This is a genomic window from Roseibium marinum (assembly GCF_002906165.1).
Lineage (GTDB): Bacteria > Pseudomonadota > Alphaproteobacteria > Rhizobiales > Stappiaceae > Roseibium > Roseibium marinum.
Window position 1 is genome coordinate 770,807 of sequence record NZ_PPCN01000001.1, and the last position, 26,484, is coordinate 797,290.

Annotated in this window: 24 protein-coding genes; 13 read left to right on the forward strand and 11 right to left on the reverse strand. The window is 61.9% G+C overall.

What is annotated here, in order from left to right:
* Positions 1-3: 3 nt before the first annotated feature.
* The 10 genes from CLV41_RS03635 to CLV41_RS03680 all read right to left on the reverse strand — a co-directional run bounded on the left by CLV41_RS03635 (position 4) and on the right by CLV41_RS03680 (position 12,580).
* Positions 4-1,023 carry a formamidase gene (locus CLV41_RS03635; RefSeq protein WP_103220875.1) on the reverse strand — a complete coding sequence of 340 codons (1,020 nt, stop codon included), beginning with the start codon at positions 1,021-1,023 and terminating at the stop codon, positions 4-6.
* Between the two features lie 10 nt (positions 1,024-1,033).
* Positions 1,034-1,957, reverse strand: a complete 924-nt coding sequence (locus tag CLV41_RS03640) for an ABC transporter permease (RefSeq protein ID WP_408013602.1) — start codon at positions 1,955-1,957, stop codon at positions 1,034-1,036.
* Positions 1,957-3,069, reverse strand: a complete 1,113-nt coding sequence (locus CLV41_RS03645; protein ID WP_103220877.1) for an ABC transporter permease — start codon at positions 3,067-3,069, stop codon at positions 1,957-1,959. Before CLV41_RS03645 ends, CLV41_RS03640 begins: the two co-directional genes overlap by 1 nt.
* A gap of 122 nt (positions 3,070-3,191) precedes the next feature.
* A complete protein-coding gene (locus CLV41_RS03650; RefSeq protein WP_103220878.1) occupies positions 3,192-4,304 on the reverse strand; it encodes a BMP family ABC transporter substrate-binding protein in 1,113 nt (370 codons plus the stop codon).
* A gap of 270 nt (positions 4,305-4,574) precedes the next feature.
* A complete protein-coding gene (locus tag CLV41_RS03655; RefSeq protein ID WP_103220879.1) occupies positions 4,575-5,543 on the reverse strand; it encodes an isopenicillin N synthase family dioxygenase in 969 nt (322 codons plus the stop codon).
* 24 nt (positions 5,544-5,567) lie between these two features.
* Positions 5,568-7,379 carry an allophanate hydrolase gene (atzF, locus tag CLV41_RS03660; RefSeq protein WP_103220880.1) on the reverse strand — a complete coding sequence of 604 codons (1,812 nt, stop codon included), beginning with the start codon at positions 7,377-7,379 and terminating at the stop codon, positions 5,568-5,570.
* Positions 7,380-7,402: 23 nt separating this feature from the next.
* The gene (locus tag CLV41_RS03665) at positions 7,403-9,046 is read right to left on the reverse strand and encodes a dipeptide ABC transporter ATP-binding protein (RefSeq protein ID WP_208987253.1); all 1,644 of its coding nucleotides are present in this window, start codon (positions 9,044-9,046) and stop codon (positions 7,403-7,405) included.
* Entirely contained in the window at positions 9,043-9,867 is an 825-nt protein-coding gene (locus CLV41_RS03670; RefSeq protein WP_235867078.1) for an ABC transporter permease, read from the reverse strand. The genes CLV41_RS03665 and CLV41_RS03670 overlap by 4 nt, the downstream gene beginning before the upstream one ends.
* 56 nt (positions 9,868-9,923) lie before the next feature.
* On the reverse strand, positions 9,924-10,949 hold the full coding sequence (locus CLV41_RS03675; RefSeq protein ID WP_103220882.1) for an ABC transporter permease: 1,026 nt from the start codon (positions 10,947-10,949) through the stop codon (positions 9,924-9,926).
* 5 nt (positions 10,950-10,954) lie between these two features.
* Positions 10,955-12,580, reverse strand: coding sequence for an ABC transporter substrate-binding protein (locus CLV41_RS03680; protein WP_103221518.1), 1,626 nt, complete (start codon positions 12,578-12,580; stop codon positions 10,955-10,957).
* A 139-nt stretch (positions 12,581-12,719) separates the two neighbouring features.
* Between CLV41_RS03680 and CLV41_RS03685 the strand changes: the two genes are divergently transcribed.
* From CLV41_RS03685 to ptsN, 12 genes are all read left to right on the forward strand, one after another.
* Entirely contained in the window at positions 12,720-13,625 is a 906-nt protein-coding gene (locus CLV41_RS03685) for a LysR family transcriptional regulator (RefSeq protein WP_103220883.1), read from the forward strand.
* 113 nt (positions 13,626-13,738) lie between these two features.
* Positions 13,739-16,096 carry a heavy metal translocating P-type ATPase gene (locus tag CLV41_RS03690; protein WP_103220884.1) on the forward strand — a complete coding sequence of 786 codons (2,358 nt, stop codon included), beginning with the start codon at positions 13,739-13,741 and terminating at the stop codon, positions 16,094-16,096.
* 40 nt (positions 16,097-16,136) lie between these two features.
* Positions 16,137-16,550, forward strand: a complete 414-nt coding sequence (gene cueR, locus CLV41_RS03695; RefSeq protein WP_103221519.1) for a Cu(I)-responsive transcriptional regulator — start codon at positions 16,137-16,139, stop codon at positions 16,548-16,550.
* Positions 16,550-16,975 (forward strand): c-type cytochrome, encoded by a 426-nt coding sequence (locus CLV41_RS03700; protein ID WP_103220885.1) that lies wholly within the window; start codon positions 16,550-16,552, stop codon positions 16,973-16,975. Before cueR ends, CLV41_RS03700 begins: the two co-directional genes overlap by 1 nt.
* Before the next feature lie 15 nt (positions 16,976-16,990).
* Positions 16,991-17,446: a c-type cytochrome gene (locus tag CLV41_RS03705; protein ID WP_103220886.1), complete on the forward strand. Its 456-nt coding sequence runs from the start codon at positions 16,991-16,993 to the stop codon at positions 17,444-17,446.
* Positions 17,447-17,578: 132 nt separating this feature from the next.
* Positions 17,579-18,199, forward strand: coding sequence for a ribonuclease D (locus tag CLV41_RS03710; RefSeq protein ID WP_103220887.1), 621 nt, complete (start codon positions 17,579-17,581; stop codon positions 18,197-18,199).
* A gap of 58 nt (positions 18,200-18,257) precedes the next feature.
* Positions 18,258-18,914, forward strand: a complete 657-nt coding sequence (gene lptC / locus CLV41_RS03715) for an LPS export ABC transporter periplasmic protein LptC (RefSeq protein ID WP_208987254.1) — start codon at positions 18,258-18,260, stop codon at positions 18,912-18,914.
* On the forward strand, positions 18,911-19,495 hold the full coding sequence (locus CLV41_RS03720; RefSeq protein WP_103220888.1) for an LptA/OstA family protein: 585 nt from the start codon (positions 18,911-18,913) through the stop codon (positions 19,493-19,495). The genes lptC and CLV41_RS03720 overlap by 4 nt, the downstream gene beginning before the upstream one ends.
* Positions 19,496-19,606: 111 nt before the next feature.
* Positions 19,607-20,419: an LPS export ABC transporter ATP-binding protein gene (gene lptB / locus CLV41_RS03725; RefSeq protein WP_103220889.1), complete on the forward strand. Its 813-nt coding sequence runs from the start codon at positions 19,607-19,609 to the stop codon at positions 20,417-20,419.
* 94 nt (positions 20,420-20,513) lie between these two features.
* Positions 20,514-22,079, forward strand: coding sequence for an RNA polymerase factor sigma-54 (gene rpoN, locus CLV41_RS03730; protein ID WP_103220890.1), 1,566 nt, complete (start codon positions 20,514-20,516; stop codon positions 22,077-22,079).
* Positions 22,080-22,369: 290 nt separating this feature from the next.
* On the forward strand, positions 22,370-22,957 hold the full coding sequence (gene hpf, locus CLV41_RS03735; RefSeq protein WP_103220891.1) for a ribosome hibernation-promoting factor, HPF/YfiA family: 588 nt from the start codon (positions 22,370-22,372) through the stop codon (positions 22,955-22,957).
* A 60-nt stretch (positions 22,958-23,017) separates the two neighbouring features.
* Positions 23,018-23,485, forward strand: a complete 468-nt coding sequence (ptsN, locus tag CLV41_RS03740) for a PTS IIA-like nitrogen regulatory protein PtsN (protein WP_103220892.1) — start codon at positions 23,018-23,020, stop codon at positions 23,483-23,485.
* A gap of 54 nt (positions 23,486-23,539) precedes the next feature.
* Here ptsN and mdoH read toward each other — a convergent pair whose 3' ends face one another.
* Complete coding sequence (gene mdoH / locus CLV41_RS03745) at positions 23,540-25,309, reverse strand: glucans biosynthesis glucosyltransferase MdoH (protein WP_208987255.1); 1,770 nt, start codon at positions 25,307-25,309, stop codon at positions 23,540-23,542.
* 158 nt (positions 25,310-25,467) lie between these two features.
* Here mdoH and CLV41_RS03750 point away from each other — a divergent pair, with 158 nt between their 5' ends.
* A complete protein-coding gene (locus CLV41_RS03750) occupies positions 25,468-26,469 on the forward strand; it encodes a zinc-dependent alcohol dehydrogenase (RefSeq protein WP_103220894.1) in 1,002 nt (333 codons plus the stop codon).
* Positions 26,470-26,484: the final 15 nt, after the last annotated feature.

A 26,484-nucleotide genomic window follows, 5' to 3' on the forward strand; every position in this document is an offset into this window, starting at 1 on the left:
CCGTCACTCCGCCGCGTCGCTGAGATTCTTGTCGCCAAAGGCCCGTGTCGGACTTTCGAAGCCGCAGGAGGTGCCATCGGTGTGGATCACCTCGTCTTCCCAGGGCAGCCGGTATTTTCCGGCGGCAAGGTCGCTCATGTAGGTGTAGGGGCAGTCCTGCGCGCCGCCCTTGACCGCGACATAGCCGCGGTGGCCGAACTGATAGATGTTGTTTTCGACACCCCAGGTGATCCGCGCCTCGCGAACCAGGTCCGGGCGCACTTCCGCGGTGATGATCTCGTTCGCCCGGCCGCTGGTGCCGTGGGCCATGATTGTCCCGTCGAAATTGACGATCATGCCTTCGCCCATGGAATCGAACGTGCCGTCCGTGCCGCACATGCAAACATTGGCGGTCACCATCAGGTTGCAGAAGGCGTTGGACTGGTTGGTGAATTTCCAGCTCTGCCGGATCGGCGCGGTATAGCCGGCGGTGCGGATCATGATCTCCGCGCCCTTGTAGGCGCATTCGCGGGCCATCTCGGGAAACATGCCGTCATGGCAGATGATCAGCGCCAGCTTGCAGCCGTTCGGACCGTCGATCACCGGGATGCCCTGATCGCCCGGTTCCCAGGGCTCCACCGGCACCCAGGGGTGCATCTTGCGGTAATAGAGCTTCAGGTCGCCCGTGTTGTCGATGATGAGGCCGGAATTATACGGCATGCCGCCGGGGTTGAATTCCATGATGGAGAAACAGCCCCAGATGTCGTTGTCGGCACAGGCCTTTTTGAAGGCAGCGACTTCCGGCCCGTCCAGACGGCACATGATTTCAGGATTGATGTCCATCGACAGGCCGTGCAGCGCATATTCGGGAAACACCACCAGGTCCAGGGTGGACATGTTCCGCCGCGCCTTGGCGACCATGTCCACGATCACCTGCGTTTGTTCGGCAAGATCCTGGCGCGTGACGACAGTCGGAAGCTGCAACTGCACCATGCCGAGCACCACGCCGTTCGGGGATTTGTTCAGGCCTCCAAGTCCGCTCATGGTGACGTTCCTATTTGGTTATCGACAGCTCGCCCGGAGCGCCTTTCAGCGACCGTCTGGGCGAGGTGCTCGCGATCATGATCAAAAGGGTGAGGATGTAGGGCGCGGCGTTGAAGAAGTGATAGCCGCGCGAAATGCCGATGGATTGCAGGGCCGGTCCGAGCGCGCCGGCCGCGCCGAACAGCAACGCCGCCCAGAAGCAGTAGATCGGGTTCCATCTGGCGAAGATGACAAGGGCGACCGCCATCAGCCCCTGGCCGGACGACAGGCCCTCCGTCCAGCTTCCCGGATAATAGAGCGACAGGAAAGAACCGCCGATGCCGGCGAAGAAACCGCCGGCCATGGTGGACAGCAGGCGGACGCGGTCCACATGGATGCCGAGCGCCAGGGCGGCGGGCGCGCTGTCGCCGGTGGTGCGGATGATCAGCCCGTATCGGGTGTTCTTCAGCGCCCACCACAGGAAGATCGCCAGCGCGATGCCGAGCAGGAAGAGCGGATTGATTTCCAGCGCCTGGCGCACGGCCGGATGATCGCTCCAGGTGCCGAAGGAGATCGACGGCAGGCGCGGCGCTGACGGCTGGATATAGGGCTTGCCGAAAAAGAAGGCGAGGCCGGTGCCGAACAGCATCATGGCGATGCCGATGGCAATATCGTTGACCTTCGGCAGTTTGCAGAGATAGCCGTGCAACGCGCCGAAGAGCGAGCCGCACAGTCCCGCGACCAGCACCCCGAGCCAGGGTGAGCCGGTATGATAGGAAATCGCGTAGCCGGACATGGCGCCGAAGACGAGCGTGCCTTCCAGCCCCAGATTGATGCGTCCGGATTTTTCCGTCAGCATCTCGCCGAGACTGACGAAGAGAAACGGCGTCGAGACCCGGATGGCGCCGGCGAACATCGCCAGGAGGACGGTCATCAGACCGGGATCGTCTCCCATCATGCGGCTCCTTTCGATCTGAAGAAGGACAGGCGGCCGTAGAAGGTCTCGGAGACCAGGATCACCAGAAAGAGAAGCCCCTGAAGCACCAGCACCGTCGCGTCCGGAAGATCCATGCGCCGCTGGACCAGCCCGCCCGAGGCGGCGATCCCGCCCAGGAAAATCGCGACCGGCACGATGACGAGCGGATTGTGCCGCGCCAGGAAAGAAACCAGGATGCCGGTAAAGCCGTAGCCGGCGATCAGCGAGGCATTGGCCTTGCCATGGATGGCGGCGACCTCGAAAAATCCGGCAAGGCCCGCGCAGGCCCCGGCGATGGCGCAGGAGATCACCATCAGCTTGCCGACGGGAAGACCCTGCGCCTGCGCCGCCCGCAGATTGCCCCCGGCGATCTGGGCGGCAAAGCCGAATGTCGTCCGGTTCATCAAGAGATAAAGGGCGCAGCACAGGAGAATGCCGATCAGCAGGCCCCAATGGACATCCGTGCCGGGAATGACGCCGATCATGTTGTCCGCGCCGAGCGGTTTGGTGGAGGGCTTGTTCGGATCCGAAGGATCGCGCAAGGCGCCTTCGACGAAGAAGTTCAGGATCGACACGGCGATATAGAACATCAAGAGGGACGCGATGGTTTCGTTGACGCCGCGATAATGGCGCAGCGCGCCGACGATGCCGATCCAGATGCCGCCCGCCATCATGGCGGCGATCGCCATCACGCCGAGCAGCAGGTAGGCGGGCGCCCAGTCGATCATCGGGATGGCGATTGTCGCGGCGGCGAATCCGCCGAGAACCAGCGCACCTTCGCCGCCGATGATGACAAGCCCGAGACGTGCGGGAATGGCGACGCAGAGCGCGGTGAAGATCAGCGGCGCCGAGCGGACCAGCGTGTTCTGCCAGGAAAAGCTGGTGCCGAAACCGCCGCGCCAGACCAGCGCGAAGAAATCGGCCGGCGATTTGCCTACAAGCAGCAGGAAGATCGAAAACAGCACGCCTGAGACGATGAGCGCCAGAAGCGGAATGACGACAAATTCCGCCGACCGCCGGAAGCGGTCGAAAAGCTCGCTCAAGAAGCCGGACTGAACCGTGAGGCCCGGGGCTTCGGTGGTCTCTGCCATGTCCTGTTCCTCGTTTTCCGCGTTCGCATGAAATCAGCGATGCCGGTCAGGCACGCGGCCACTCAGAAGAGTTTTTTCCCCGGACGGATGCCCGGGGAAACTGCGGGATCGAAGCGGGACGATCAGGTGATCGAACCGGTGACACCCTCGATCAGATAGTCGGTCTGGTCGAGGGACGGCTCGTAATTGTCGAAGCTCGCACCGGCCGCGAGCAGCGGCGTCCCGTCCTGTTTGTTGATCGGCCCGACGAAGATCGGCTTGCCGGCCGTGACGTCGGCGCGCGCGGCGTCAGCCGCGGCGATGGCGGCCTCCGTCGCACCGGCGCCGTAAGGCGTGTTGCGGACGAAATCGACATCGAAACCGCCGCCGGTGAAGTTCGGCAGAGGCTCTCCCTCGGCCAGATCGGCCGCGAACATCTTGTAGATGGTTTCCCACTTGTACTCGGCGCCGGTGATGAAGCCCTTCGGAGCGAGCGGTGCCTGGGAAGCGTTGTGGCCGCAGCATTTGACACCGCGGGACTCGGCCGTCTCGATCACCACCTTCGGGCCGTCGACATGACAGGTGAGAACATCGCAACCGGCATCGACCAGCGCGTTGGCGGCTTCCGCTTCACGGACCGGCATCGACCATTCACCGGTAAAGATGACCTGGACCGTGGCATCGGGGTTCACCTTGCGCGCGCCGAGCAGGAAGGAGTTGATGTTGCGCAAAACCGTCCCGATCGGCTTGGCGGCTACGAAACCGAGCTTGTTGCTGGTGGTGGACAGGCCTGCCGCCACGGCGTCGACGTAGTGCGCCTGATCGAGATAACCGAAATAGCTGCCGGCGTTTTTCGGATCGCCTTCGGTCCACAGCGGCGCGGCATGGCGGAACTCGACATCCGGATACTTCGCGGCAAGGTCCAGCACGAAAGGTTTGTAGTAGCCGAAGGAGGTCGCGAAAATCAGGTTCGCGCCGTCCAGGTTGATCATGGATTCCATCGATTTCGCGGCCGCGATGGTCTCCGGGACATTCTCCTCTTCGACCACGGTGACGCCCGGAACGTCCTTGAGTGCCGCCGCTGCGACGGCATGCGCCTGGTTCCAGCCGAAGTCGTCCCTGGGACCGACATAAACGATGCCGACGGTGAGGTTGCCGGCCTGCGCCAGCCGTGACAGGCTGGCCGAAGACAGCAGGGCGAGACCTGCGGCAGATGACTGCAGCAGTGTCCGGCGAGAAAGTTCGAATTTCGACATAAAGTCCTCCGTTATTACGGCAGCGCCACCAAAAGCCCGCCAATCTCCGTCTGGCCTCTGGTTTAATTTAGCAAGGCGCGTGCCATTTTCTCGGTTGCGGAACTCCTCGGCGTTTCCTCTGTTAATATATTGTTTTTGCTTATATTTCTCAGGTGTCCGAGTTGCGTTTGGCGAGGTTGGTCAGGAATGATTGTATGCAATCATCATTTTAGTGATTAAATTTTATGCGTATTTTTCTATATGGCTTTTTCATAGGCAATGAATGTCCGGCTACAGGCTTGCGGTCTTTACCGGTTCGTAGCTCGCATCCAGCCTGGATTTCAGGTACTCGGCGCCTGAGACCGGCGCATATTTCGCTGTCCCGCCCGCTTCAATGCAGCCCGGCATGCAGGCGACTTCCGCATCCGGATTGGAATCCAGGAAAAAGGCGATGGAATAGCGTTCCAGACCGCTGGAATTGACCACGCGGTGCGGCGTTGAAACATAGACGTCGTTGGTCCAGCGCATCAGGCAATCGCCGATATTGCAGACGAAAGCACCTTCGATGGTCGGCGCTTTCAGCCACACGCCGTCCCGGCGTCGGACTTCAAGGCCGCCGACCGCGTCCGGCAGCAGAATGGTCAGGTTGCCGTAATCGGTGTGAGTCCCCGCGCCGATCTGGCCTTCTTCCGCATTGGCCGGTTGCGGCGGGTAGTGCAACAGGCGCAGGGTCGCCATCGGAGCGTCCAACATGCTTTCGAAAAAATCGTCATCCGCGCCGAGATCGACAGCGAGCGCCCTGTGAATCCGCCGGCTGAGCACCCATGCGGCGTTGTAATAGGCAAGCAGGGTTTCCTTCCAGCCCGGCAGGTCCGGCCATTGATTGACCGCCCTGAACGGTTCGCCACTGAGAATGCGCGGATCGCCGGCCTCAAGATCGAGCCCGATGTTGAAGGCTTCCTTCAGGTCCGACGGCTTGGTCGGGTCGAGGTTTTCGCCCTTCATCGGCACATAACCGCGATTGGTTTTGAAAAAGTTCTTCGTCAGAGGCATCTTCGCCTCTATCGGCTGGGCGAACAGCGTGCGCGCGGCAGAAAATGTGTCATCGATCAGGCTTTGCGGAATGCCATGGTTGTTCACATAGAAAAAACCGGTGTCGCGTGCCGCCCGTCCAAGCGCGGCGGCAGTCTTTTCGAGGCCGCCGGGTTTGCCGGAGATCAGCGGTTCCAGATCGATGACGGGAAGGTCCGTATCGGACATGGTCTTTATTCCTTTCCGGCACTCTTATTCGGCGGCGGCAATCGAACCACTGTCGGTAAAGCTGCGCCAGCTTTTAAGGTGCGTGATGTTCTCCGCGCCGCGAACGCCAGCGGTTTCGCAGATGAAACCCTTGACGGTCCGCCCGTCGGCAAGCTCCAGCGTTCCAAGGCCCAGCGGCGACGGAATGCCTGCCAGAAAGCTGCCGGTCTGGGTCTTCGGCATGGCCCAGATTTCCAGCTCGATCTCGCCGCCGTTTGCGGTTTCGCCGCGTACGAGACCGGGACGCTTCGGCGGTCCGCCCGCCAGTGCGTAAAGGCAATAGGCATCGCTCGTGCGTGCGGTCTCCAGAAAGCGTGCGCCGCGGGAAGTGAGTTCATGGTTGAGCGCCATGCCGGACATATGCGCGCCGCAGACGGCAAGCGCGATTTCGTCCGCTCCGGCGGCAGGGACCAAGGTGGCGGGGGCCAGCAGCGTCCAGCCGGTCGCGCCCAGCTTGTGAACGCCGAGTTGCTCCAGCCGGCTGCCGATGGAAGCCAGGAATGAGTCCCTGCCGGCCGCCGCCAGCAGGGTCACGCTGCCCGGACGCCCGTCGCTGCGCGGGGCGACCGGCACGGCAAGGCCGCACATGTCGAGCAGGTTGACGAAATTGGTGTAGGTGCCATTGCGCGAATTCGGTCCGATGGGATCGGCTTCCAGATCCGCGACGCTGTAAAAGGTCGGCATGGTCGGCACGCACAGCAGATCGAGCGATGCGAGCACAGGTTCGGTTTTCCGGGCAAGTTCCTTCAGGCGGTAAATGCCACGAAAGGCGTCGGTCGCGCTCAGGTCCAGGGCGGCCTCGACGACCTTGCGGGTCACCGGGTGGACGGCCTCGGGCGCGTCGCGCATCAGGTCCTCGATCACGGAGTGCCGTTCGGCGACCCAGGCGCCTTCATAAAGCATGTGCGCAACGTCGTAGAAGGGTGTGAAATCCACTTCGACGATCTCGGCCCCCTCCGCTTCGAGAAGCGCAACGCTGTCGCTGAAGGATTTCGCCTGGGCCTCGTCGCCGCAAAACTCGATGGATCCGGCATCGGGAATGCCGATGCGGAGTTTCGCAGGCACAGGGGAGAGATCGGGCGTTGGCACCACCTTCGAATAGGCGTCCGCCGCATCATATCCGGCCGCGCACTGAAACACGCAATAGGCGTCCTCCACGGTCAGCGCGAAGATCGAGATCGTGTCCAGAGTCCGGCAGGCGGGCACCACGCCGGAGGCGGAGAGGGCGCCGAGGGTCGGCTTGAGGCCGACGATATTGTTAAGGGCGCCGGGGACCCGGCCGGAGCCTGCCGTGTCCGTACCGAGGGAAAAGCTGACGATGCCGTGCGCGACGGCAACGGCGGAGCCCGACGACGATCCGCCCGGGACGATGTCCGGATCGACCGCGTTCCTGGGGGGCTGATAGGGAGAGCGGACCCCGACGAGACCGGTCGCGAACTGGTCGAGATTGGTCTTGCCGATGACAAGTGCGCCCGCCTCTTTCAGCCTTCCGACCACGAACGCGTCTTCTTCGGCCAGGTACTCATATGCCGGACAGGCGGCGGTTGTCGGTTTCCCGCCCGCGTCGATGTTGTCCTTGATGACGAAGGGAATGCCCCAGAGCGGCCTGGCCGGATCGTAGGCACCGAGGGCGGCGGCGGTCTCCAGCACTTCCTGCTTGTCGAAAAGGTAGATGAAAATCCCCGGATCATCGATGCTGTCGATCCGCCGGTAGACTTCCTCGACAATGTCCTTCGCGCTCGTACCGCTCTTGTAGGCGGCCGCAAGGGAAGGAAGCGTGAAGGGGAGATCGAACATTTTATTCCTCGTTATTCCTGGTGTCATTCAGCGGCGGATGTTGCCAGAACAGGCGGTTTGGGCGCGGCGGCCAGCAATTGCCGCGTATAGGGATGAGCCGGTGTTTCCATGACCTTTGAAGTCGGTCCCTGCTCGACGATCTCACCGTCTTTCATCACGATGACATGGTCGCAGAGCAGCCGGACGACGTGAAGGTCATGGCTCACGAAAAGATAGCTGATCCCGAGCTTTGCCCGCAGGTCGACCAGCAGGTTGAGCACGAGAGCCTGGATCGAAACATCGAGTGCGGCGGTTGGCTCGTCGAGGATCAGGAATTGCGGATCGACGGCGATGGCCCTGGCAATTCCGACACGCGCTTTCTGGCCGCCCGAAAGCTGGTGCGGGAACCGCTCCAGCAGCGGGCGGGGCAGGCCCACAAGATCCGCCAGTTCCTCCACCCGCGCCTTCAGGTCCAGGCGGGAAAGGTTGGTCAGCCGCGCCAGCGGCTCGCTGATCGAGTGACGGGCCGTATGCCTGGGATTGAAACTGTCGGTCGCGTCCTGGAACACCATCTGGATGGCGGCCCGGCGGGGATCGCGCGCGAAACCGGCGGCGGGTGTCAGTGCGAGATCCTCGCCGTTGAAGAGGATTTCGCCTTCGGTCGGATCGCTCAGGCGCACCAGTATCGACGAGGTCGTCGACTTGCCGCAGCCGGACTCCCCGACCAGACCGACGCTCTCGCCCTTGTTGACGGTAAAACTGATCCCCTTGACCGCGTGCACGGGACCGGATTTGCCCCGGTAGGTCTTGGTGAGGTTGCGCACCTCCAGAAGCGGCGTGTCCGATTTCGGCAGGTCCGGCTCCGGCGTGCGCTGCTCGGCCGGCAGGAGCGCGCGCACGCAAGTCCCTTCGCGCGGCGTGGCGTCGACCAGCTTGCGCGTATAGGCGTGCCTGGGTGCGGCAAACATCTGTCCGGGCGCGCCCTCCTCGACGATCCCGCCGTCCTTCATCACCACGATACGGTCACAGTACTGGGCCGCGAGGCCGAGATCGTGGGTGATCACCATGGCGCTCATGCCACGCTCGGCGATCAGGTCGGCGATCAGCTCCATCACCGCCTTCTGGGTGGTGATGTCGAGGCCGGTGGTCGGTTCGTCGGCAATCAGCAGCCTGGGATCGCAGGCAAGGGCGAGCGCGATGACGATGCGCTGGCACATGCCGCCGGAAAGCTCGAACGGGTAGGCGTTGTAGCGCGCCTCCGCGTCGTTGATCCTGACGGCCTCGAGCGCCTTGATCGCTTCGGCCTTCGCCGTCGACCGCGTTGCCTTGGCGTGCCGCCGCAGCACGTCCTCGATCTGCTGTCCGACCTTGCGGATCGGGTTGAGGGCGGCGCGCGGGTTCTGGAAGACCATCGAGATTTCCCGGCCGCGCAGGTCCCGCATGGTGCTTTCCTTCACGCTCCTGAGATCCATGCCGTCATAGGTCAGCGCCCCGCCGGTAATGCGGCCGTTGCTTTCTAGAAGGCGCATGAGCGCATAGGAGGTGACGGATTTGCCGGAGCCGGATTCGCCGACAACGCCAAGGATTTCACCCTTTTTCAGCTCCAGCGAAACGCCGCGCACCGCCTGGACCTCGCCGCGCCGGGTCTGGAAGGAGACCTTCAGGTCGGTGATGGACAGCAGGCTCATGAGCGTTGCCGGGGATCGACAATGTCGCGCAACCCGTCTCCCAGAAGATTGAAGGTGAATACCGCGAACATCAGGGCAAAGCCGGGAAAGAGGGCCAGCCACCATTCGCCGGAAACGATGAAATTCGCGCCTTCCGCGACCATGATGCCCCATTCCGCCGTGGGCGGACGAACCCCCAGACCGATGAAGCTGAGGCCGGCGGCGTTGAGGATGGCCCAGCCGAGATTGAGCGAGACCTGCACCATCATCGGCGGCAGGGCATTGGGAAAGATATGCAGCGCAAGCACGCGGATATCTGCATTGCCGGCCAGTTTGGCGGCCTGCGCGAAGCCCGCGTCGCGGCGGATGTTCACCTCGGCGCGCACCAGGCGGGCATAGAAGGGAATGTTGATGACAGCGGTGGCGTAGACGATGTTTTCGACCGTGTTGCCGAGCGCCGCGACGATGCCCATGGCCAGGACGAACAACGGAAAGGCCATGATCGTGTCGAACAACCGGTTGAGGATCGAATCCAGCCAGCCGCCCCAATAGCCCGCGATGCTGCCGAGCACGGATCCGATCAGGAAGGACAGGGCCACCGCCGCGATCGAAATCGCCAGATCCAGGCGGGTCGCCACGATCACGCGGCTGAAGACGTCCCGGCCGAGACTGTCGGTGCCGAACCAGTGGGCGAGCGACGGCGGATCGAGGGCGAGCGCGGCGTTGGAGGCGAGCGGATCGTAGGGCACCAGCGAGGGGCCGAGCACGGCCGCGATCATCAGCACCGCGAACATGCAGAACGCCAGAAGCGTGACCGGATTGGAGCGCAGCACATAGGCCATATGCGCAAATGCGCCGTCCTGCTGCTCGGCCGGGAGCGGGGTGGAGCCGGAATTGGTCATCTGGTTTCAAATCCGATCCTGGGGTCGATGAGCGTGTAGGTGAGATCGATGACGAGATTGAGCGCCACGAAGAGCAGCGCCATCGCCAGAACGAACCCCTGCACGGCCGCATAATCGGACACCACCAGCGCCTCGACCGCGTAGGAGCCGATGCCGGGCCACGCGAAGACCTTCTCCACCAGCACGTTGGCGCCGAGCGTGAAGGAAAACACCATGCCGAGCGTGGTGATCACCGGAAGAAGCGCATTGCGGAAGGCGTAGGTGAACAGCACCTTGTCCTCCGTCAGGCCCGCGGCGCGGGCGGTGCGGATATAGTCGGAAGAGAGCGCGCCGAGCATGGCCGCGCGGGTCATCCGCGCCAGCGGAGCGAGGGTAAAGAGGGCCAGCGTCGTCGCCGGTAGCACGAGCTGTTTCAACGCCCCGAGCCAGGTTTCAAGGTCCCCGGCAAGCGCGGCGTCGATCAGGTAGAAACCGGTGACATGATCCGGATCGAGATAGATGAAGTCGAGCCGGCCGAGAGGCGCGGGCGCGATGCCGAGCAGGTAGTAGAAGACGTAGATCAGCACCACGCCGGTGAAGAAGGTTGGCAGCGACACCCCTGCCGTGACGAGCACACGGCAGAGGTGGTCGACCGCCGATCCCGGACGTGTGGCTGCAAGCACGCCGAGAGGGATCGCTATGGAGCAGGACAGCAGCAAGGCCGTCAGTGTGAGCTCCAGGGAGGCCGGAAGCCGGTTGGCGAGATCCTGCAGGACCGGCTGCCCCGTGGAGATGGATTGGCCCAGGTCCCCGGTCAGCACGTCCTTCGCATAGATCAGGAACTGCTCAGGCAGGGGTTTGTCGAGGCCGAGCGCGGTGCGTATCTGCGCGATGGACTCCTCGTCCGCGGCGGCGCCGGCGAAATAGACCGCCGGGTCGCCGGGGAGGGCGCGGGTCAGCACGAAGCTGACCACAACAACCCCCAGGATCACGGGAATGGCATGGGTGATCCTGAGTCCGACAGTCGCAAGGCGTCCGGCCATCGGTCCTAGACCTTCTTCAGGCCGCGGACATCGAGCTGGCGGTGGAACCAGTACTCGTATCCGTCAAGTTCGCGGGTGCCGACATTGAGCGCCGGCTGCCAGAGCGCGATCCGGGGCACCTCGTCCCAGACGATCTCGATCATGCGCTTGATCTTCGGCGCATAGTCCGGGTCGTCCACGGGCATGTGCAGGGTTTCGGAGGTCAGCGCCTCGACCTCTTCGTTCCGGTAGTTGGACGAATTGAAGAGATGCCCTTCCTGGTAGGCCCAGAAGAAGTAGTAGCAGGGATAGTTCAGCCAGCCGCCGAAGGTCTCCAGATGCAGCGGCAGGCGTTTTTCCACCAGCGAAGCCGTCCGCCAGTTGGCGCCCGGGATCTTTTCCACGCTCGCGGTGATACCCACCTTGGCAAGGTTCTCCTGGATCAGCAGCGCCGCCGGTTCCATCCAGTCGCTCTGGGAAAGGTCTATGGAAAGCGGAACCTCGAAGCCGCTTGCGTAGCCGGCTTCCTCGAGCAGTGCCTTTGCCTTGTCGAGATCGGTCGCATAGGGGAATTTCTGCGGCCAGGCGATATCCGCCGGCGAGGCTGCCGGTCCGCCCCACATCGGCGCTCCGCGTCCATAGGCGGCCGTCTTGAAGACCTCCTCATAAGGCACGGACCAGGCGATGGCCTGCCGGACCTTCTTGTCCTTGAACGGTTCGAAGGCGAGATTCGGGCACAGGCAGTAGATCGAGTTCTCGATCGGCGTGGTGGCGACCGTGATGTCCTCGGTGCCGGCAAGTTCCTTGGCGTCCTTGTTGGGCATGTTGAACGACATGTTGACGTCGCCGCGTTCCAGCAGCGCGCGCCGCGTGGCCGGGCTTGGCACCTCGCGAAGCACGACCCGCTTGACGGCGGGCACGGGACCGGACGTCCAGTTGTCGTTGCGTTCGTAGACCAGTTGCTCGCCCGGCTTCCATACCGCCACCTTGAAGGCGCCGGACCCGGCCGGGGTCTTGTGCAGATATTCCATCGCCCAGGGATCGTCCGCGGTCGCGTGTTCCAGCGCCACCTTGGAATTGATGATCATCGGCACCGGAACGGCGAGATCCGGCAGGGTCAGCTTGGACTTGCGCAAGAGGTTGATCTTGAAGGTGAGGTCGTCGACGACCTCGAACTGTTCCGGCTTTTCCAGCGATCCGGCCTTCATCTGCACGGTCGGGAACCCGCCGACGCTCACGGCGCGGTCGAAGGACCACTTCACGTCCTGCGCGGTGATCGGCGAACCGTCCTGGAATTTGCCGTCCGGCCTCAGCTTGAAGATCAGCGCCATGCCGTCTTCGCTGACTTCCCAGCTTTCCGCCACCTCAGGTTCGATGACCGAATAGTCGTAGGAGAGGCTTCCGTCTTCCAGGGTCTTGGTGCCGAAGCTGACCAGCCGGTCATAAACGTTGACCGCGACCTGATAGCTCGGGCGGTTGGTTCCGGTGCGGTGCAGGTCGAGACTGTTGATGGTCTGGCCGGTCACTGCCACCACCACGTCATTGCCCGCGGCCGATGCCGGCAGCACTTTCAGGAACGGTAAAACGGATGCTCCGAGCACTGTCGCTCCGGCGCCTTTCAGGAAGCCGCGCCGTGAAGTTTCATTGGTCATGTTCATCCCCTCTTGGACGGAAAGGGGTAAAGGCCCTTCCCATTGAGGTCACGATGCGCGACTTTAGTGAGTACCTCTAATGCTAAATTTGCAGCTTTGTGCTTCGTAATTTGCAGCGGTAGACAGCAAGGTATTGATAATGAGGCACATTCAAACGCTGGTGTTGATCGAGGCGGTGTCGAAAGCCGGGTCGATTCGCAAGGCCGCGGAAGACATGAACATCACCTCATCGGCCCTGAACCGGCGGATTCAGGGCTTCGAGGAGGAATTCGGCGCGCCGATCTTCGAACGTCTCCCCCGCGGCGTGCGCCTCAATCCGGCCGGCGAACTGCTGATCCAGCACATTCGCGGGCAACTGGCCGACCTGGACCGGGTCCGCAGCCAGGTGGCGGATCTGTCGGGCCTGAGGCGCGGCCACGTCAGCATCGCCTGTTCGCAGGCGCTCCAGCCCTATTTCATGCCCAGCCAGATTGCCGCCTACCGGGCGGAGCATCCAGGCGTGTCTTTTTCGGTCCGCGTACGCGACCGGGAAGCAGCGGAAGAAGACCTGCGCGCCTTCCAGGGAGACCTTGCCCTGGTGTTCGAACCCATTCACCTGGGGGATTTCGACGTGCTTCTGACGGTGGAACAGCCAGTCTTCGCGGTGATGGCGAAGGACCATCCGCTCGCCACCAAGGACAGGCTGCGCCTTCGCGACTGCCTGGTCTATCCGCATGTGGTGCCACCCAAGAGGATCGGCATCCGCTATCTTCTCGATCTGGCGGTCAGCCGCATGACCCAGAAAATGGAGCCCATCGCGGAAGCGGATTCATTTGAATTCATGCGCCACTATGTCCAGCACGAACAGGCGGTCGGCTTCCAGTTTCCCATCGGTCTCAATTTGCGCGGCGATGACCGGCTGATCTTCCGCCCCCTGCCGAAATCCGACATTACCTATGGCAATCTCACGCTCATGCAGATGAAGGGCCGCACTCTGTCCGTGGCCTCGGCCCGTTTCGCCAATCAACTCGCGGTCGCCCTGAGCGGCAACTGGGAAACGCTGTGACCGGCGTTGCCGAATTTTCAGCAGTTCGCGGCTTTGTGTGTCTTACCGTCTTGACCTTCCAGTGACTGGAGACCCTAAGTGAGGGACAGTGCCCCTTCAGGTGAGAGCTTAAGATGCAGGAAACAGCAGTAAAGTCAGGCCACATACCGGCAACCGAAAAGGCTATCGATCCGGTTTGCGGCATGTCCGTGACGCCCGGCACCGGCAAGCCGACCCTGAACTACAAGGGTGACGACTATCATTTCTGCAGTTCGAAGTGCCACGACAGGTTCGGGAACGATCCCTATTTTTACCTGTCCGGAAACAACGCCAGGAAAAAGGCGATGGACGCCGAGGGGGCCGCGCGCGGTACGATCTACACCTGCCCGATGGACCCTGAAATCGTCCAGGAAGGGCCGGGCACCTGCCCGATCTGCGGCATGGCGCTGGAGCCGGCGAGCGGCGTTTCCGACGAGCCCAATCACGAACTGATCGATTTCACCCGCCGCCTCTGGGTCAGCGCGCTGGCCTCGGTTCCGCTGCTGGTCCTGACCATGGGACCGATGCTCGGCCTGCCCGTGCGCACATGGATCGGCGAAGGCGTCGCGATCTACCTGGAGGCCCTTCTGGCGACGCCCGTCGTGCTGTGGGCGGCGCTGCCGTTCTTCAAGCGCGGCTGGACCTCACTGGTCACCCGCCATCTGAACATGTGGACGCTGATCATGATCGGCGTCGGTGCGGCCTATCTCTATTCGATGGTGGCGACCTTTCTGCCCTTCCTGTTCCCGGATGAGCTCAAGGGCGCAAGCGGTCACATGCCGGTCTATTTCGAGGCCGCGGCGGTGATTGTAGCGCTGGTCTTCGTCGGCCAGGTTCTGGAGCTGAACGCGCGCGAGCGGACCGGGGACGCGATCCGCGCGCTTCTGGATCTGGCGCCGAAAACGGCCCGCCGCATCACTCCGGACGGGGACGAATATGACGCGCCACTGGAAAACGTCCTGGAAGGTGACAAGCTCAGGGTTCGCCCCGGTGAAGCCGTGCCGGTTGACGGTGTGGTTCTGGAAGGCACGTCCTCGATCGATGAAAGCCTGGTGACGGGCGAACCCGTCCCGGTGCAAAAATCGGCAGGGGACAAGGTCACCGGCGGCACGCTCAACAAGACCGGTTCCTTCGTGATGCAGGCCGAACTGGTCGGCGCGGACACGATGCTTTCGAAGATCGTCGACATGGTTTCTTCGGCGCAGCGCTCGCGCGCGCCGATCCAGGGCCTTGCGGACAGGGTTGCGGGTTATTTCGTCCCCACGGTGGTCGGCGTCGCCGTGCTGGCCTTCGTCGTCTGGCTGCTCGTCGGCCCGAGCCCCTCCCTGGTGCACGCGATCGTCGCCGCCGTCTCCGTGCTGATCATCGCCTGCCCCTGTGCCCTGGGACTGGCGACGCCGGTGTCGATCATGACGGCGACGGGACGCGGCGCGCAGGCCGGTGTTCTGGTGAAGACCGCCGAGAGCCTGGAACGGCTTGCCTCGGTCGATACGATTGTCGTCGACAAGACCGGGACATTGACCGAAGGAAAACCCGCGGTCAGCGACCTTGTGACGGTTTCCGGCATATCGGAGGAGGATCTGCTCAGGCTCGCCGGCGCGCTGGAAAAGGGATCCGAGCATCCGCTTGCGGAGGCTATTCTGGGCGAGGCGGACAAAAGGTCCGTCCAGCTTGCGGAGGCTGCCGATTTCGAAGCGGTCACCGGCAAAGGCGTCAGGGCCCGCGTCGGCGCCGACGAGGTGCTTTTCGGCAATGCCGCCTTCGCGGCGGAAAGCGGTGCGGATCTTTCCGCGGTCGAAAGCCGCGCCGAAGAACTGGCCGAACTCGGAAAGACGGTCATGTACCTGGTCAGGGTATCGGGCGGACAGGCGGCGCTTCAGGGACTGGTCGCCGTCGCCGACCCTATCAAGCCCAACGCAAGGGCTGCGATCGATGCGCTGCATCGCGACGGCATCAGGATCGTCATGGCCACCGGCGACGCACCGCGCACCGCACAGGCTGTCGCGACTGCTCTCGGCATCGACGAGGTGCGTGCGGGCGTTTTGCCCGAAGGCAAGCAAAAGCTGATCGAGGATCTGAAAGAGGCCGGCGCAACCGTCGCCATGGCAGGGGACGGTGTCAACGACGCGCCGGCACTCGCGGCGGCCGATGTCGGCCTTGCCATGGGCACCGGTGCGGACGTTGCCGTGGAAAGCGCCGGAATGACCCTGCTCAAGGGCGATCTGGAGGGCATCGTGCGCGCCCGGAAACTGGCCCGCGCGACGGTGCGCAATATCCGCCAGAACCTTTTCTTCGCCTTCATCTACAATACGGTCGGCGTTCCAGTTGCCGCGGGGATCCTCTATCCGGTCTTCGGCATATTGCTTTCGCCCATGCTCGCCGCGGCCGCCATGAGCCTGTCCTCCGTCTCGGTGATCAGCAACGCGCTGCGTCTGCGCAGGCTGAAACTTTAGAACATGGCTTGGTTCCACGCGTGAGTTGGCAGGTGGCATGATGAATATAGGTACAGCGTCCCGGCAGAGCCGGCTTCCGGTCAAGACGATCCGATATTATGAGGAGATCGGCCTGGTCCGCCCGCTACGCGGCGACAACGGCTATCGGGAGTTTTCGCAGGCGGACCTGGAGCGCCTTAAATTCCTGCAGCGGTCCCGCAGCCTGGGGTTTTCGATCGAGGAGTGCCGGGATCTGCTGTCGCTCTATGAGGACACGAACCGCGCGAGTGCCGATGTCAAAGCCATCACGTGCCAGAAGATACAGGAAGTCGATCGCAAGATCGCCGAACTGAAGTCGCTCAAGCGGGTCCTTCTGGAGATGGTGGAAGCGTGTCATGGAGACGACCGGCCGGACTGTCCGATCATGGACGACTTGTCGGGGCGCGAGCGCACTCATGGAGGCAAGCAACACTGATGCGGCGGATTTTCTTGCTTATCTCGGCGGTCCTTTCCCTGATTGTGCTTGGCGTTTTGATCCGGGGGCTGGTGTCAGGCCGGACAGACCCGCAACCGGCGAACGGCGCCGCCCTCGTCGCGGTCACCGTTCCCGCTCTGAACGCTGAAACGCGTGCTGGAGAAGCGCTCTTTGCGAAGAACTGCGCGGTTTGTCACGGCGACAATGCCGCTGGCCGCGATGGCTTCGGACCGCCGCTGGTGCACAGGATCTACGAGCCGGGGCATCATGGCGACGGGGCCTTCCATCTGGCGGCCGCGCGGGGAGTGCGCGCGCATCACTGGCCGTTCGGCGACATGCTGCCTGTCGAAAACGTGCGCCAGCGGGATTTGGAAAGAATTGTAGCTTATGTTCGCGCGCTTCAGCGCGCCAACGGGATCAATTGAAGGAGAGGCAACGGCATGCGGGGCAAACGGGTCGGAGTGTTTGTGATTTTGGGGCTGGCAGGTGCGGGGGCGGCCTTCGCCCATGGCGGTGCGACCGGCATCGTGAAGGAGCGGATGGATGCCATGTCGGAAATCGGTGACAGCATGAAATCCGTCGGCCGTATGCTGAAGAGCGGACCCTACGATCCGGACGTCGCGTTTGAAGCCGGCGCCGCGATCGCCGGTCATGCCGGCGAGGCTCTGACGGAATTGTTTCCCGAAGGCAGTCTTCAGCCGCAAAGCGAAGCGAACCCGGCGATCTGGAGCGATTGGCCGACTTTCGAGGACTATGCCGGCGATCTGCGGTCCTCGGCACTTACACTGAAAACACTGGCGGAAGACGGGGCCGACAAGCAGCAGTTGGCGGACGCGTTCGGCGAACTTGCCGGCACCTGCAAGGCCTGCCATCAGGAATTCCGCGTCAAAAAGTAGGGTTTTTGCGGAAAACCTCTGCGGACGCCGCGGCAATTTGCTTGCCACATACGGTGCCATGTTCTACCAGACGATCAAATTCTTCGGTTATTCCAGCGCTGGGCGCGGACCGGAAACAGGAGACGACGCTACATGACCATCCGCTACCACAAGGGCGACCTTCCCGACCTGAAGGCCTATGAAACGGCAAGCGCGGTGGCAGTTGATTCCGAAACCCTTGGCCTCAATCCGCACCGCGATCGCCTGTGCGTCGTGCAGCTTTCCCCGGGGGATGGCACTGCCGATGTGGTGCAGATCGCCCGCGGCCAGAAAGACGCGCCCAATCTGGCGGCGCTCATGACCGATCCGGCAAAACCGAAGATTTTTCACTTCGCCCGGTTTGATGTTGCCATGTTGCGGCACTATCTGAACATCGACGTATCGCCGGTGTGGTGCACGAAGATCGCTTCGAAACTGGTGCGCACCTATACAGACCGGCACGGATTGAAGGATATCTCGCGCGAACTGCTCGGCGTGGAACTGTCCAAGCAGCAGCAAAGTTCCGACTGGGCGGCGGAAACCTTGTCCGATGCGCAGCTCGCATATGCGGCGTCTGACGTTCTGTATCTGCACGCGCTGAAGGAAAAACTGGAATTCATGCTCGCCCGGGAAGGGCGGGAACATATCGCCAAGGCGTGTTTCGACTTTCTTCCCGTTCGCGCGGAACTCGACCTGAAGGGATGGGACGAAACCGACATCTTCGCCCATTCCTGATTTTCGCGGGCTGTCCTGAGCCCCAGGCCTTTCAGCCTTTTGGTTTTCGGAGACCTTGTTGAGCATTGTCAGCGAACATCCGGGAGGCGCGGCTCCCAGACACCTGCAGAGCCGGACTCAGCGGGCCGCGCGCAGGCACAGTCTTCTGGTCCGTATCCTGCGCTGGCTTTTTCCGCTGGTCGGTTTCCTGATTTTCGCCGGCATGGCCGGCCTTGTGATTCTGTTCAACATCCTGAGCGGTTTCGGCACGACGAACATGATGCTGACCAGCGAAGGCCTGGTCATGGATCAGCCGGAGTTGTCGGGTCATGATGGCGAGCGCTCCTACAGGGTAACCGCGCGGCGCGCCATTCAGCGCCTGAGCGATCCGCGCATCATCGACCTGGAGACGATCCGGGCGGACATCGTGCTGAGTCCCGACCAGAGCGCTGAAATCGTTGCGCTCAAGGGAACCTATAACAACGCGTCCGAAACCCTTCGCCTTTATGAAGGTATCCAGCTCAACTGGAGCGAAGGCTACAAGGTGGATCTGAAGGACGTGCAGATTGATTTGAGCACTGGCGCATTGACCACGTCGGAACCGGTTTCAATCCGGTCGGATCAGGGGCATGTTGTTGGCGGCAGACTTTCCTATGACAAGAACAAGGGTCTCGTCAGATTCTCCGATGGCATTAAGATGACCATCAACCCGGTTTCGAAGGACGGTAAACGATGACATTTTTCAAACGCGCATTGATAGCGTCTGCGGCGGTCCTGTTTATCGGCTCGGCGCAGGCGCAAACCTTTTCCGATGCCTTTGCGGGTTTTGGGTCGAATGAGGGTGAGCCGATCGAGATCGAGGCCGGCGAACTGCGCGTGGAAGACGGCAATAACACGGCGACCTTTGTCGGCGATGTGGTCGTCATCCAGGGCGAGACGACACTGAAAACCGAGCGTCTGAAGGTCTTCTATGCCGGGAAGGATGAAAACGCCGGCAACGGTGAAAACCAGCCCGAGGGTGCGATCCAGCAGAAGATCTCCCGCCTGGAGGCGGCCGGCGGCGTGTTTATTTCCTCCAAGGACCAGACGGCGAAGGGCGATGAAGCCAGCTTCGACATGAACCGGGAATTCATGGTGATGACCGGCCGCGAGGTCGTGCTCAGCCAGGGACCGAATGTGGTGGTCGGCAACAAGCTTACCGTCAACCTGAAGACCGGTCAGGCGAATCTGACTGCCGGGCAGGGGAGCGGATCGGGCCAAAATGGCGGCAGGGTGAAGGTCCGTATTCAACCCAACAGCGTAGAAAACAGCAATTGAGCCTGGAAACAGCCCGCATTGGCATGAATGCGAGTTGCCCCGGGCACAAATCCCTGATCTGACTCGACAGCGCTTGTCACAGATCTTATGTGAACCTGCGGCAGGGACTGGATGGACGACTCATCGGTGAAGATAACCTCCATGGATTATGACGGGCCGCAGGCAAGCGCGCCGGAACCGGCCGGGCGCAAGGACGATCTTTCCCGGGCTCTGGTCGTCGAGGGCATCGGCAAGACCTACGGCCGCCGCCAGGTCGTGAAATATGTAAGCCTGTCCGTGAAACCCGGCGAAGCTGTTGGCCTTCTGGGACCGAACGGCGCCGGCAAGACGACGACCTTCTACATGATCACCGGGCTGATCCGCCCGGATCAGGGCAAGATCCTTCTGGATAGCTTCGACATCACCCGCATGCCCATGTATCGGCGGGCCCGCCTCGGCATTGGCTACCTGCCTCAGGAAGCGTCGATCTTTCGCGGCCTGACGGTGGAGGAAAACATCCGTGCCGTTCTGGAAGTGATCGAACCCAGCCGCCAGAAGCGCCGGGAGGAACTTGATTCGCTCCTTGCCGAATTCGGTCTAACCCATCTGCGCAAGGCGCCGAGCATCTCGCTATCCGGGGGCGAGCGCCGCCGTGTTGAAATAGCCCGCGCGCTGGCGAGCCGCCCGTCTTTCATGCTGCTCGACGAACCCTTTGCCGGAATCGACCCGATTGCCGTCGGCGATATTCAGCAGCTCGTGCGTCACCTGACGCAGCGGGGTATCGGCGTTCTGATCACCGACCATAATGTGCGCGAGACACTGGGCCTGATCGACCGGGCCTATATCATCGCGTCCGGCGAGGTTCTCACCGAAGGCCTTCCGCAGGAAATCGTCACCAACCCCGATGTGCGGCGATTGTATTTGGGTGAACGATTTACGCTTTGATGACAGGTGGCCGCCTAGGCTATAAGGTCTGTAAACAAGCGATAAGCAAAAAGCAGACCAATCGCCTTTCACTCAAACGGCGCCCGGGACATTAATGGCCATTTCGACAAAGCTGGAGATGCGACAGAGCCAGTCGCTGATCATGACGCCGCAATTGATGCAGGCGATCAAGCTTCTGCAAATGTCCAACCTCGACCTTGTCGACTATGTCGAAGCCGAGCTCGAGCGTAATCCGCTTCTCGAAAAGACGGACGTGCAGGGCAGCGATGCCGGCGGTCCCGCGGACGACGGCGACACCGGACGCTCGTCTGATCAGGGGCCGGCAGGCGATGACGGCGCTGCCGCCGCCGGCGACGAAGCTGTTTCGAGCGACTGGTTGCAAAGCGATCTGGAGACCGGCTCGGAAGCCATCGCCTCACGCATGGACACCGATCTCGGCAATGTGTTTCCCGACGAACCCGGTGTTCCCGCCTCGCCCGATCCGGCCCTTCTCAAGGGCGGCGACAGCTACAAGAACGCCTCCAGCGGCAGCGCGTCGGATGACTACAATCTCGAGGCCTTCGTTGCCGAGGAAATATCGCTCGGCGCCTGGCTTGAAGAACAGATGCATCTCGCCCTGAGTGACGCGGCCGACAAGATGATCGGCGGCCATCTGGTCAATTCCCTCGACGAGAACGGCTATCTCTATCTGGATCTCGATGAGACGGCGGAACAGCTCGGCGTCGATATCGACCGGTTGGAACGGGTGCTGGGCGTGCTTCAGACCTTTGAGCCTGCCGGTGTCTTTGCCCGCAATCTGGCCGAATGCCTGAAGCTTCAGCTGATCGACAAGAACCGTTTCGATCCTGCGATGGAAGCGCTGATAGACAATATCGAGCTGCTTGCCAAACGGGACCTTGCCGCGCTGAGGAAAGCCTGCGGTGTGGATGACGAGGATATGATGGAGATGATCGCGGAGATCCGTGCGCTCGATCCGAAACCCGGCAGCGTGTTCGGCTCGTCTTTCGTGCAACCTGTCGTCCCCGATGTCTTCGTGCGGCCCGCCAATGACGGCAGCTGGACCGTGGAACTGAATTCCGACACCCTGCCCAGGGTGCTTGTCAACCAGACCTATTATGCGAAGGTCATCAAGACGGCACGCAGCGACACGGAAAAGGAATATCTCACTGAATCGCTGCAGACGGCCAATTGGCTGGCGAAAAGTCTGGATCAGCGGGCCCGGACCATCTTGAAGGTCTCGTCGGAAATCGTCCGGCAGCAGGACGGCTTCCTGACCTACGGCATCGCGCACCTGCGTCCGCTGAACCTCAAGACCATCGCCGAAGCCATCAGCATGCATGAATCCACGGTCAGCCGGGTGACTTCCAACAAGTACATGGCAACGCCGCGCGGCATCTACGAATTGAAATATTTCTTCTCCTCCGCCATTTCGGCGACGGTGGGCGGCGACGACGCGCATTCAGCGGAAGCCGTGCGCCACAGGATCAGGCAGATGATCGATGCCGAAGACGCCAAGGCGATCCTGTCAGACGATACAATTGTCAAAATTCTGAGGGATAGCGGCATCGACATCGCACGCAGGACGGTAGCAAAATATCGCGAAGCAATGAAAATCGGGTCTTCGGTGCAGCGCCGGCGGGAGAAGAACTCCCGGATTTAAGGCCTATGGCGCTGAATTACCGGGACCAGGCCAAGCGGTTTCTCTCCTGTCTTCAAGATGTCCACTGAAAGAAAACACTGAATTCGTTCCTAGTTTCTTGGGCGGGGTTTTTCTTTTCCATAAACGTTTGACTCTTCGCGTTGACGCAATTATGCACCGCCCTCGTGACCTAAACAGGGGATGGCGCTTCGGCGCTGACTGGTCCATTCTGTAAGCTTGAAACGTTTCGCGTTTCAGCACCGGCGGCATTGCCGGTGACCTGTCGGTCAATAGAAAAAGAAGAGGTCCCCATGGCTTTGCGGATTTCGGGTAAGAATGTTGATGTCGGCGACGCTCTGCGCGTCCACATCACAGACCGAATTGAAGATGCCCTGTCGAAATACTTCACGGGTGGCTATACAGGCCACGTTACGCTCAGCAGGGAGGGCGCCGGCTTCAAGTCGGAGTGCAACCTGCATCTGGACACCGGGATACTGCTGCAGGTGTCCGCGCAGGACCAGGACCCGCGCAACAGTTTCGATCTTGCTGCGGAGAAGATCGAGAAAAGGCTGCGGCGCTACAAGCGCAAGCTGAAGGACCATCACAGCCACAGCGGCAACGGCCGTGAGGCACTCGAGGCGGCCTCTTATGTGCTCGCCTCACCGGACGAGGATGAGGAAGTGCCGGTGGATTTCAATCCGCTTGTCATTGCCGAGACCTCTGCGAAAATCAAGACAATGACCGTCGGCATGGCGGTCATGGAGCTGGATATGACCGAAGCACCGGTTGTCATGTTCAAAAATGCGGCAAACGGCGGTGTCAATGTTGTTTACCGCCGGCCGGATGGCAACATAGGCTGGATTGACCCGGCGTTGGTGGCCAGCGTGGCTGCCGAATAAAGATGCGGACGAGGTCGGCTTCCTGATGGAAGCCGACTTCTGAAACTTGTAGGCGAACGAATGGATCTTAGTGATCTTCTGGGTAAAGACGCGGTTATTGCCGACCTTAAGGCCAAAAGCAAAAAACAGGCTATTCAGGAACTCGCGTCCAGGGCAGCGGAGCTGACCGGTCTTTCCGAACGCGAAATTTTCGACACGCTCCTTCAGCGCGAGCGTCTGGGCTCCACCGGTGTCGGCAACGGCATTGCCATCCCGCATGGCAAGCTCATCCGTCTCGACAAGCTTGTCGGCCTGTTCGCCAAGCTTAAGAAGCCGGTCGAATTCGATTCCCTCGATGACGAACCGGTGGATCTGATCTTTCTGCTGCTGGCGCCGGAAGGCGCCGGAGCCGATCATCTCAAGGCTCTTGCCAGGATCGCGCGGCAATTGAGGGACTCTGTCGTGACACAGGGCATACGCGGCTCCTCCGACGCGGACGAGATCTACGCGCTTCTGACCCAGCCCCTGGCATCGTCCAACGCCGCCTGAATTTTCAGCCGGCCGGATTCGACGCAAACGCTTTGGGCAGCCTTCTTGATATTTTCAGGCTTTCGCCGGGTTGACATCGACCTGAACGAGGTCCTGCGAGCCGGTTGCCGGAATATGGCTCCTGGCGAGCGCGGGAAGGTGCAGGTCGCCGAGTTCGGCAGGCGGAGCGGTTTCTTCGGGGATGCGCCAGAGCGTGGAGCGCAGCGCGAGCATGCCGAGTGTCCGGGTTGATGTGGTCACCGCGATCCCAATCGCCAGGAGCGGGCCGAGGGCGACTGGAATAACCGGCCAGACCAGGCCAATCGGTTGTCCGGCGATCCAGGCGAGCCCGGCGAGCCCGAACAGGGTCTGCGGCCAGAGTTTGCGGGCGGTGAGCAGAACCGGCAACCGTGAAACACCCCGCGCCTGGGCACCCCAGCCAATGGTCTTGCCGAAGATGAGGCCGCCCATGAACAGGGTATGGGCGACGGCCATGACAGGCGCCAGCATGGCCGAATAGAGGATTTCCGCGAAAACGCTGATGAGCACGCGAACCGGCCCGCCGAACGCCTTGCGCAGATCCGCCCGCGCCAGAACGTCGGCGACCGTTGCCAGCTTGGCGGCGAACACCATTGTCAGCACGGTGAAGAACAGGAGCGCACCGGTGTCCATGCGGTAGGGTGTTTCCTCCGACACCAGCCCAAGCACCGCCGCCGCTGTCATGAAGCCGATCCAGGCGGGGGATCCCAGAAACATCAAAATCGCCAGAAAGAGCTGCACGCGGCTGACCGCCTTCAGTCCCGGCATGCCAAGCAGCCGCCGGTATTGCAGGTTGCCCTGGCACCAGCGCAGGTCGCGGCGGATAAATTCCAGCAGATGCGGCGGGTTGACCTCATAGCTGCCGGTTTCCAGCGGCAGGACACGGACTTCGTATCCGGCGCGGCGCATCAGCACCGCTTCCACCTGATCGTGGGACAGGATCGAACCGGCCAGCGGTCCCTTTCCCGGCAGTTCCGGCAGTTTGCAATGTTCGGTGAACGGTTTCAGGCGCAGGAGTGCGTTGTGGCCCCAGTAGGGCCCGCAATCGCCCTGCCACCAGGCACTGCCCATCGTATAGGAGCGCATGCCGAGCCGCATGCCGAACTGGAAGACACGGGCAAAGGCGCTCTCGGTCGGCAATCCGACCACGAGGCTCTGCAGAATGCCGACCTTGGGATTGGCTTCCATGCGCCTGACGAGGCCGGTGATCGCCTCCGCCGACATGTAGCTGTCGGCATCGAGCACCAGCGCGAAATCATGCCTGTCGCCCCAGCGACGGCAGAAGTCTTCGATGTTTCCGGCCTTGTAACCGGTGTTTTTGGCGCGCCGCCGGTAATGAACCTCCATCTGGCCCCGGAACCTCTCGCCAAGGCGGGCCGCCATCTGCTGTTCCCGCAGGGCGATATCGTCCATCGACGTGTCGCTGAGCACATAAAGGCTGAACTGTTCCGCCTGACCCGCCCGGACCAGATGCGACATCATGGCGCTGAGGCTGGTTTCAAGGCTGGCGACGTCCTCGTCGCGGACGCAGGACAAAAGCGCGGTCGAACTGGTGAGCGGACCCTCGCCCGGGTTGATCGGACAAACCGTCTCGACCGGGTTCCGGGCAAACCGCATCACCACAAGCCCGATGACCGCATTCCAGAACCCGATGATTGTCCATGGCAGTGTCACCATGAAACAGAACAGGATGAAAAGGTCGAGCGCCGAATAACCGCCGGGCGAAAGCGTGACCGCCATCAGGGCGGTGAGGCCAATGAACCCGGCGACGACGAGAGTGGAGAAGATCCCTCGTCTGACGGTCATGCGGGCAGCTGCTTTATCCGAAATAGACATGTCAAAGACCCGAAACATTTTTTTGACTTCCAATCAGGGCGATCATCGCGATAGTGCGCATGTCAAAATGTCCTTAAATTGACAGAGGCGGTGTGGATGAGCAGGAACGGTAAAGGTAGAGCGGGGATATGGTGGTGACGGGCGACACACCCCTCTCGCAGGCGCTCTGGTATACCGGTCCGGCGCAATGCGCAATCGATGTCGTGCCGTGCGGAGCTCCGCGGGCCGGCGAGGTTCTGGTGCAGACCCTCTTCAGCGGAATCAGCCGGGGCACCGAGGGCCTGGTCTTCCGCGGAGAAGTTCCCGAAAGCGAATGGCAACGGATGCGGGCTCCCTTTCAGGCCGGAGACTTTCCCTACCCGGTCAAATACGGCTACGCCAATGTGGGCAGGGTGCTGGAGGGTGATCCTGACCTTGCCGGCCGCATCGTATTTTCGCTCTATCCGCATCAAAGCGTCTTTGTTCTCCCATCCAGTGCCTGCGTGCCCGTACCGGCCGGTATACCGGCCGAAAGAGCCGTTCTGGCGGCCAATATGGAAACCGCGATCAACGCTTTATGGGACGGAAAACCATCACCTGGGGATCACATCTGCGTGGTTGGCGGCGGAGTTGTCGGATTGTTGACCGCCTATCTGGCAAGCAGGCTCCCCGGATCGCGGGTGACGCTGGTCGACACGAATGCCGCAAGGGAAGAAACGGCCACGGATCTGGGCCTGAATTTCGCGCTTCCCGAACACGCGCCGCGCGATCAGGATCTCGTCTTCCACACCAGCGCCAGCTCGGCCGGCCTTGCCACGGCGCTGGCCTGCGCCGGCGATGGGACATCGGTTGTCGAAATGAGCTGGTACGGATCCCGCGACGTGCTGGCGCCGCTCGGCGCGGATTTCCATTGCCGCCGCCTGAAGCTGGTCTCCAGTCAGGTGGGCACCATCCCGGTGGAGCGGCAGGCCCGCTGGACATTCCGGCGCCGGCTGGAAACCGCATTGTCCCTTTTGCAGGACCCGGCTCTGGACCGGTTGATCAGCCACCGGGTGGACTTTCCGGAGCTTCCCGCGCAGCTTCCCGAATTGTTGAACAAGGCTTCGGATGTGCTGACGGCGCTGGTCGTCTATGACAGTGGCCCGGGCTGATCCATTCTCACCTCA

Bases quoted from the DNA above. Each gene is read 5' to 3' on its own strand.
- hpf (WP_103220891.1), top strand. From the start codon at position 22,370: ATGGCTTTGCGGATTTCGGGTAAGAATGTTGATGTCGGCGACGCTCTG.
- CLV41_RS03635 (WP_103220875.1), bottom strand. From the start codon at position 1,023: ATGAGCGGACTTGGAGGCCTGAACAAATCCCCGAACGGCGTGGTGCTC.
- cueR (WP_103221519.1), top strand. From the start codon at position 16,137: ATGAATATAGGTACAGCGTCCCGGCAGAGCCGGCTTCCGGTCAAGACG.
- CLV41_RS03645 (WP_103220877.1), bottom strand. From the start codon at position 3,069: ATGGCAGAGACCACCGAAGCCCCGGGCCTCACGGTTCAGTCCGGCTTC.
- CLV41_RS03655 (WP_103220879.1), bottom strand. From the start codon at position 5,543: ATGTCCGATACGGACCTTCCCGTCATCGATCTGGAACCGCTGATCTCC.
- CLV41_RS03700 (WP_103220885.1), top strand. From the start codon at position 16,550: ATGCGGCGGATTTTCTTGCTTATCTCGGCGGTCCTTTCCCTGATTGTG.
- CLV41_RS03670 (WP_235867078.1), bottom strand. From the start codon at position 9,867: ATGGCCTATGTGCTGCGCTCCAATCCGGTCACGCTTCTGGCGTTCTGC.
- CLV41_RS03680 (WP_103221518.1), bottom strand. From the start codon at position 12,580: ATGACCAATGAAACTTCACGGCGCGGCTTCCTGAAAGGCGCCGGAGCG.
- CLV41_RS03710 (WP_103220887.1), top strand. From the start codon at position 17,579: ATGACCATCCGCTACCACAAGGGCGACCTTCCCGACCTGAAGGCCTAT.
- CLV41_RS03640 (WP_408013602.1), bottom strand. From the start codon at position 1,957: ATGGGAGACGATCCCGGTCTGATGACCGTCCTCCTGGCGATGTTCGCC.
- CLV41_RS03685 (WP_103220883.1), top strand. From the start codon at position 12,720: ATGAGGCACATTCAAACGCTGGTGTTGATCGAGGCGGTGTCGAAAGCC.
- CLV41_RS03650 (WP_103220878.1), bottom strand. From the start codon at position 4,304: ATGTCGAAATTCGAACTTTCTCGCCGGACACTGCTGCAGTCATCTGCC.
- ptsN (WP_103220892.1), top strand. From the start codon at position 23,018: ATGGATCTTAGTGATCTTCTGGGTAAAGACGCGGTTATTGCCGACCTT.
- mdoH (WP_208987255.1), bottom strand. From the start codon at position 25,309: ATGACCGTCAGACGAGGGATCTTCTCCACTCTCGTCGTCGCCGGGTTC.
- CLV41_RS03750 (WP_103220894.1), top strand. From the start codon at position 25,468: ATGGTGGTGACGGGCGACACACCCCTCTCGCAGGCGCTCTGGTATACC.
- CLV41_RS03675 (WP_103220882.1), bottom strand. From the start codon at position 10,949: ATGGCCGGACGCCTTGCGACTGTCGGACTCAGGATCACCCATGCCATT.
- CLV41_RS03690 (WP_103220884.1), top strand. From the start codon at position 13,739: ATGCAGGAAACAGCAGTAAAGTCAGGCCACATACCGGCAACCGAAAAG.
- rpoN (WP_103220890.1), top strand. From the start codon at position 20,514: ATGGCCATTTCGACAAAGCTGGAGATGCGACAGAGCCAGTCGCTGATC.
- CLV41_RS03665 (WP_208987253.1), bottom strand. From the start codon at position 9,046: ATGAGCCTGCTGTCCATCACCGACCTGAAGGTCTCCTTCCAGACCCGG.
- atzF (WP_103220880.1), bottom strand. From the start codon at position 7,379: ATGTTCGATCTCCCCTTCACGCTTCCTTCCCTTGCGGCCGCCTACAAG.
- lptB (WP_103220889.1), top strand. From the start codon at position 19,607: ATGGACGACTCATCGGTGAAGATAACCTCCATGGATTATGACGGGCCG.
- CLV41_RS03720 (WP_103220888.1), top strand. From the start codon at position 18,911: ATGACATTTTTCAAACGCGCATTGATAGCGTCTGCGGCGGTCCTGTTT.
- CLV41_RS03705 (WP_103220886.1), top strand. From the start codon at position 16,991: ATGCGGGGCAAACGGGTCGGAGTGTTTGTGATTTTGGGGCTGGCAGGT.